Annotated in this window: 6 protein-coding genes and 1 tRNA gene; all 7 read right to left on the bottom strand. The window is 61.4% G+C overall.

The window, feature by feature from the left end:
* Positions 1-127 precede the first annotated feature (127 nt).
* Entirely contained in the window at positions 128-1,693 is a 1,566-nt protein-coding gene (locus tag DBR23_RS06400) for an NYN domain-containing protein (RefSeq protein WP_108497680.1), read from the bottom strand.
* A gap of 425 nt (positions 1,694-2,118) precedes the next feature.
* Positions 2,119-2,206 (bottom strand) — tRNA-Ser (locus tag DBR23_RS06395).
* Between the two features lie 19 nt (positions 2,207-2,225).
* Positions 2,226-2,906 (bottom strand): urease accessory protein UreG, encoded by a 681-nt coding sequence (gene ureG / locus DBR23_RS06390; protein ID WP_056060569.1) that lies wholly within the window; start codon positions 2,904-2,906, stop codon positions 2,226-2,228.
* Entirely contained in the window at positions 2,903-3,613 is a 711-nt protein-coding gene (locus DBR23_RS06385; protein ID WP_108497679.1) for an urease accessory protein UreF, read from the bottom strand. Before DBR23_RS06385 ends, ureG begins: the two co-directional genes overlap by 4 nt.
* 10 nt (positions 3,614-3,623) lie before the next feature.
* On the bottom strand, positions 3,624-4,292 hold the full coding sequence (ureE, locus tag DBR23_RS06380) for an urease accessory protein UreE (protein ID WP_108497678.1): 669 nt from the start codon (positions 4,290-4,292) through the stop codon (positions 3,624-3,626).
* 75 nt (positions 4,293-4,367) lie between these two features.
* Complete coding sequence (locus DBR23_RS06375; RefSeq protein ID WP_108497677.1) at positions 4,368-4,847, bottom strand: GNAT family N-acetyltransferase; 480 nt, start codon at positions 4,845-4,847, stop codon at positions 4,368-4,370.
* An 11-nt stretch (positions 4,848-4,858) separates the two neighbouring features.
* A partial coding sequence (gene ureC / locus DBR23_RS06370) for an urease subunit alpha (RefSeq protein WP_108497676.1) occupies positions 4,859-6,145 on the bottom strand: 1,287 nt, incomplete at its 5' end.

The raw sequence follows: 6,145 nt of genomic DNA, 5'->3' as shown, positions 1-6,145 counted from the left end.
ATCAAGATCTCCCTGGGGGCCCTCAGCCCGATCGAATACCGGGTGAGCCTTGGACTTGCGGCATAAAACCAGTCCAAGTTTTTATCCGCACCCCCAGTGGGTCACTTCTGCGTGGAAATCAACAAGCCTAAAGGGCTACCTGGACTTCAAGCCAGGCAAGCAATCGATTTCTCGTATCTTCATCTGGCATGGTTTGCATTTCTCGAGCCCAAGCTGAGATGATTACGCCCATCGCATCCACAGTCAGTTCTTCTACATTGTCGTAATTCTTAGTTGCATCAAGCCCTCCAAAAATCAACGCTTGCAAAACGGTTGTGATTCGACGTGCTGAAATGGGATGTCCTTCGGCAGCCAATGAGGTTGCGACACTACGACTGACTTCAGCGATTTCAAACCGATCTGTATCGCCCATGTGTGGTCGAGCACTGCTCAGAATGCGAGCTAGGTCTAGTCCTCTTATGGCTGGCAATTCTGCAGCGCGTAGCATGCTTGCCACCAGTCGATCACCAACTACGCCGGTGGGCTCCTCGTGTCTGGCCGGGTCATACAAGACATTTGTCGTCCCATTTTCCAAGACAGCGCGTCGAATAGGTCCGATATTTAAGTTATGCAGGAACGCGGCAAGATTTGGCGCATCGGGCCATCCACTCCTTAGCTGTGGAATTTCCTGCCTGAGTATGTTCCCAAGCACCGAAAGATGTAGGGGGGCCGTAGAGTGCGCAACTGCATCGCGAATAACCATCTCTGCACGCTTTTGGAGGTCCTCAAGGGGCAACTCCGCAATGAGTAGCCCAGTGTCCGTAAAGTGTTTGCCCGCCGCAGTGCGTTCCGGCACGCTTGCCTGACTTGATGTCACCTCAATCTGCGCTCGGCTTCTTCCTGTCATGCGCAGCACATCGTTCGCGCTGTCGTTCGAGAAATCAAATTCGACACCTTCAATCTGTAGCTCTCGCATGAGGGTTCCGAAGCTGCCTGCGCCATCCCAGCGGCTATCGATAAGTTCCTCAAACTCACGACGAAGTAGTTGGGCCAATGCGGGCAGAGCGACAGGCTGGTCTGCTTGGGTAACAATATCCCGGATCCGATCCGCTAGCTTGATGCGTAGATCGCCACGCGGTCGAACCTGGAGTAACCCCCCTTCACTGGATGCAGGATCACTATCTTCCATGGACGTGAGCTGTAGAGCATCTTGGAGAAATGTTTGAATATCAATAACGCGGTCGGCGGACGCCTTATAGGACTCAGACATGGCTCCAGCGGCAAAAACTACCGTACGTCTGTCATGCCGACGAAGCCGACGCAAGACAGGTGAGAAGTCGGCATCAGCTGAAAACACGATGAATTCATCGAAATGTGTGCTGTCCGCAAGCGCATCCATTACGTCCAACACCAGGTGAATGTCAGTGGACGTTTTGCCTGTCGCCGTCATTGGTGGGCAGTCCACAATTTCGAACCCCGCCTCATGAAATGGGCGCCGGTACTTCTGATACATGACGGGGTTGAGGTAACAGCGCCGAACTAAAGCCCGGCGGTGTACGTGAGTGCCCCTATTCAGATCCCCACTCTGAAATCCCTCTGCCAGCCAGTCCAGCCAGCGCAAGGGTTGACGCGAGAAGCGCTCTGCTGCCTCGGCACTTATTCGCCGCAGCCCTGAGTAAACATTGTCGAAATCAACGAACAAAGCAATCTTCACCGAAGCTCCCAGAGGAATTTGGTATCAAGCGCATGAAATCTGCGCAGTTGAGTCTGTGTTGCGCATTTTGGCTCACGCGGGCCATGTCAAATGTCAATAGGTCTGCAATACGACACTCAGTCGCAGGCCTCAAAAAGCAGGCGACTAGCTGATCTGATGACCTCGAAGTGGCACTGTTTGGCACGATGATCCTGGACCTTCTGGGCTTGGCGCTGCAAGGCGGATGTTTGCTTCGACATGACGCACACTATCAGCAACCGAGAGCGACCCGCTGAGCCAGCAGAGGTTCTCATTCGCCTCGCCGTATGTCCTTGCCCCCTTCAGCAAGCTCCATCAATGACCAAACGAAGCAAACTTCGTTTGGTGGATTTGATGGTAGAAACAAACAAAAAAGCGCCCCGGAAGGCGCTTGGTTGCTAGTTTCTTGGCGGAGACTGTGAGATTCGAACTCACGGACGGTTGCCCGTCGGCAGTTTTCAAGACTGCTGGTTTAAACCACTCACCCAAGTCTCCGGGAGGGAAGGCGCGAATTCTAGCCGACTGCGGGTGCTGATTTTTTCAGCATGCCCCGGGTTTCGATGAACTTCACCACGTCAGCCACGCCTGCCAGGGTTTTGAGATTGGTCATCACAAACGGCTTGAGGCCCTGGGCGTTGGTGCGCATGCGGGTGGTGTCGGCGTGCATCACATCCAGGTTGGCGCCCACGTGGGGGGCCAGGTCAGTCTTGTTGATGATGAACAGGTCGCTTTTGGTGATGCCAGGGCCGCCCTTGCGGGGGATTTTTTCGCCAGCGGCCACGTCGATGACGTAGATGGTGAGGTCGCTCAGCTCGGGGCTGAAGGTGGCGGCCAGGTTGTCGCCGCCGCTTTCCACAAACACGATGTCGGCGTTGGGGAACTCACCCAGCATGCGGTCGATGGCTTCGAGGTTGATGGAGCAGTCCTCGCGGATGGCGGTGTGGGGGCAGCCGCCGGTTTCCACGCCCAGGATGCGCTCGGCGGGCAGCGCGCCGCTCACGGTGAGCAGGCGCTGGTCTTCCTTGGTGTAGATGTCGTTGGTGATGGCGATGAGGTCGTAGTCATCGCGCATGGTCTTGCACAGCATTTCCAGCAGCGTGGTCTTGCCGGAGCCGACGGGGCCACCGATGCCCACGCGCAGGGGCGGCAGATTCTTGGTGCGGTTCGGGACGTGGTGCAGGTTGCTGGTGGTCATGATCGGAAGAGGCGGGAGTATTGGGTTTCGTGCAGGGCTGACAGGATGGCGAGCATGGGCGAAAAGGCCTGGCGCTCGCTGTCCATCAGCCCGATGGCATGGTCGACTGCGGCGGGGATGGCATCGGCCAGCCGGGCCAGGATGCGCTGGCCGGCGCTTTGGCCCAGCTGCATGGATTTGAGGGCGGCCTGCACCATGTTCTCCGCCCAGCCAAAAGCGTAGGCCAGCAGGACGTCGCGCACGGGCGCCTGGGTGGTGGAGGCGGCCAGTGCGAATGCCACAGGGTAGGTGGGGGGTAATGCGGCCAGGTGGCGCACGGCGGGCATCAGGGTCTCGTCGCCCTGGTTCTGATTGCGCAGCCAGTCGGCCATCGATCGGCCCATTTGCTCGGTCTGCAGGCGCAGTTCGCTCGTTTCTCGGGTGTGCAGCACCCAGTCGTTGAGTTCGCGCACATGCGCCCAGTCGGCGCGCCGCCACGCACCCACAGCCTTGGCGATGAGGGCCATGTCGCCCCGGGCCTGCGTGATGTGGAGCTGGTCCTGCAGCCAGTCACCCACGGCGGTTTCGCTGGCGAGGCCCACATTTTCAATGGCGCTCTCCAGCCCCTCGGAATACGAAAACCCGCCCACCGGCAGTGCAGGGGAGGCCAGCCACATCAGCTGCAAAAAGCTGGCGGCCGGCAGCGGCGTGGGGCGGTCCAGGCGCATGGGCGGTGGCTCAGTGGTCGTGGTTGCAGTTCGGGCCGTGCACGTGCCCTTGGGCCACCACGGGGATGGACACCGTGCGGCCTCGGGCTGGGGGCGTGGCCGCAGCAGCCGGTACCTCTGTGTGAGCGTGCCCGTGGTCATGGCCATGATCGTGCGCGTGACCATGCTCGTGATCGTGATCGTGGCTATGGCCGTGACCCCCATGGTGGTGCCCGCCGCCATGCCCCGCAGCGTAGGCACCGCCTTCGGGTTCAAACGGCAGGTTTTGCTCGTTCACGATGAGGTGCATGGCGCGCAGCATGTCGGCCAGAACGTGGTCAGGCTCGATCTTGAGGTGGTCGGGCTGCAGCTCGATGGGCACGTGGCGGTTGCCCAGGTGGTAGGCGGCGCGGGTCAGGTCAAACGGTGTGCCGTGGTGTTGGCAGTGGGTGATGACCAGCACCGGCTGCGGCGCTGCGATCACGCGCACCATGGAGCCGTCTTCGGCCACCAGCACATCGCCGCCGCGCACCAGGGTGCCACGGGGCAGGAAGATGCCCAGTTCGCGTCCGGCCGAGTCGGTGGCTGCAAAGCGGCTTTTCTGGCGCACGTCCCAGTCCAGCTCGATGGTGGTGGCGCGCTTGAGCAGCACGGGAGCGAGGCCTTGGCCTTGGGGGAGAAGTTTGGAGACCTGGATCATGGCAAGAGGGAAGGGCGGAGCCGGATAGGCGAGGTCAACATTGTGGCCCTGGCCGAAAGGCGATGCGCGGATGCGCTACAGGGCGCGGCTCATGTAGCGGCTGTGGGGATCGGGCCGGTAGCTGCCGAATGGTGCACAGTCGGTAAAGCCATAGCGCAGGTACAGCTGGTGCGCGGGTTCAAAGAAGGGCTGGGTGCCCGTTTCCAGGCTGATGCGCTGGTAGCCCAGGTCCACCGCCTGGCCCAGGATGTGTTCCAGCACGGCCCGGCCCACCCCCTGGCCACGCATGCTGGCTGCTGTGCGCATGGACTTGAGTTCGGCATGGTCGGCATCCAGGTGCTTGAGTGCACCGGTACCCACCAGTTCGTCATCGCCGCGCCAGGCCGTCCAGAAGCGGATCTCAGGCTGGCGCAGTTGCACCATGTCGAGCGCGTGCACGCTCTCCGGTGGCGAGGTGGCACGCATGTCCTTCAAATGCTCCTGCATGAAGGCTTCGATGCGGGGATCGGTCAGGTCGTCCAGGCGGATCCGCAGGTCTTGCAGCAAGGCATTCATGGGAAGCGACCTCAGAACAGGAAGTAGCGCTGTGCCATGGGCAGCACGGTGGCCGCTTCACAGGTGAGCAGCTGGCCGTCGGCGCGCACGGTGTAGGTCTGCGCGTCCACCTCCATCTTGGGCGTGTAGCTGTTGTGCACCATGTCGCGCTTGCGGATGCCGCGGATGTTGCGCACGGCGGAAAGCGTCTTGCGCAGGCCAAAGCGCTCGCCAATGCCAGCAGCCAATCCTGCCTGCGAGACAAAGGTGAGCGACGTTTTGGCGATGGCCCCGCCAAACGCGCCAAACATGGGCCGATAGTGCACGGGCTGCGGCGTGGGGATGGACGCATTGGGGTCGCCCATCGCAGCCATGGCAATCAGTCCGCCCTTCAGGATCAGCGCGGGCTTGACGCCAAAGAACGCGGGCTTCCAGATCACGAAGTCGGCCCATTTGCCGACTTCGAGCGACCCCACCTCGTGGCTGATGCCGTGCGCAATCGCGGGGTTGATGGTGTATTTGGCCACGTAGCGCTTGATGCGCGTGTTGTCGTTGCGGGCCGTGTCACCTTGCAAGCTGCCGCGCTGCACCTTCATCTTGTGCGCCGTCTGCCAGGTGCGCAGGATGACCTCGCCCACGCGGCCCATGGCCTGGCTGTCGCTCGACATCATGCTGATGGCGCCCAGGTCGTGCAGGATGTCCTCGGCCGCGATGGTTTCCTTGCGGATGCGGCTCTCGGCAAAGGCCAGGTCCTCGGCAATGCTGGCATCCAGGTGGTGGCACACCATGAGCATGTCCACATGCTCGTCCAGCGTGTTGTGCGTGTACGGCATGGTGGGGTTGGTGGAGCTGGGCAGAAAGTTGTCTTCGCCCACCACGCGCAGGATGTCGGGGGCATGGCCGCCGCCCGCGCCCTCGGTGTGGAAGGCGCAGATCCCGCGCCCGCCCACGGCGGCAATGGTGTTCTCCACAAAGCCCGATTCGTTGAGCGTGTCGCTGTGGATGGCCACCTGCGTGTCGGTGGCTTCGGCCACATCCAGGCAGTTGCTGATGGCCGAGGGCGTGGTGCCCCAGTCTTCGTGCAGCTTCAGGCCAATGGCGCCCGCGTTGATCTGCTCGTGCAGCGCATCGGGCAGGCTGGCGTTGCCTTTGCCGAGAAAGCCGAGGTTCATGGGGAAGGCGTCGGCGGCCTGCAGCATGCGCTCCATATTGAAGGGCCCCGACGTGCAGGTGGTGGCCAGCGTGCCAGTGGCGGGGCCGGTGCCGCCGCCCAGCATGGTGGTCACGCCGCTGGCCAGGGCCTCTTCGATCTGCTGCGG

Source organism: Acidovorax sp. HMWF018 (assembly GCF_003061035.1).
GTDB classification, from domain to species: domain Bacteria; phylum Pseudomonadota; class Gammaproteobacteria; order Burkholderiales; family Burkholderiaceae_C; genus Acidovorax; species Acidovorax delafieldii.
The sequence above is the reverse complement of the archived record's forward strand: the minus strand, read 5'-3'. Positions and strand labels throughout refer to the sequence as shown.

Bases quoted from the DNA above. Each gene is read 5' to 3' on its own strand.
- ureG (WP_056060569.1), bottom strand. From the start codon at position 2,906: ATGACCACCAGCAACCTGCACCACGTCCCGAACCGCACCAAGAATCTG.
- ureE (WP_108497678.1), bottom strand. From the start codon at position 4,292: ATGATCCAGGTCTCCAAACTTCTCCCCCAAGGCCAAGGCCTCGCTCCC.
- DBR23_RS06385 (WP_108497679.1), bottom strand. From the start codon at position 3,613: ATGCGCCTGGACCGCCCCACGCCGCTGCCGGCCGCCAGCTTTTTGCAG.
- DBR23_RS06375 (WP_108497677.1), bottom strand. From the start codon at position 4,847: ATGAATGCCTTGCTGCAAGACCTGCGGATCCGCCTGGACGACCTGACC.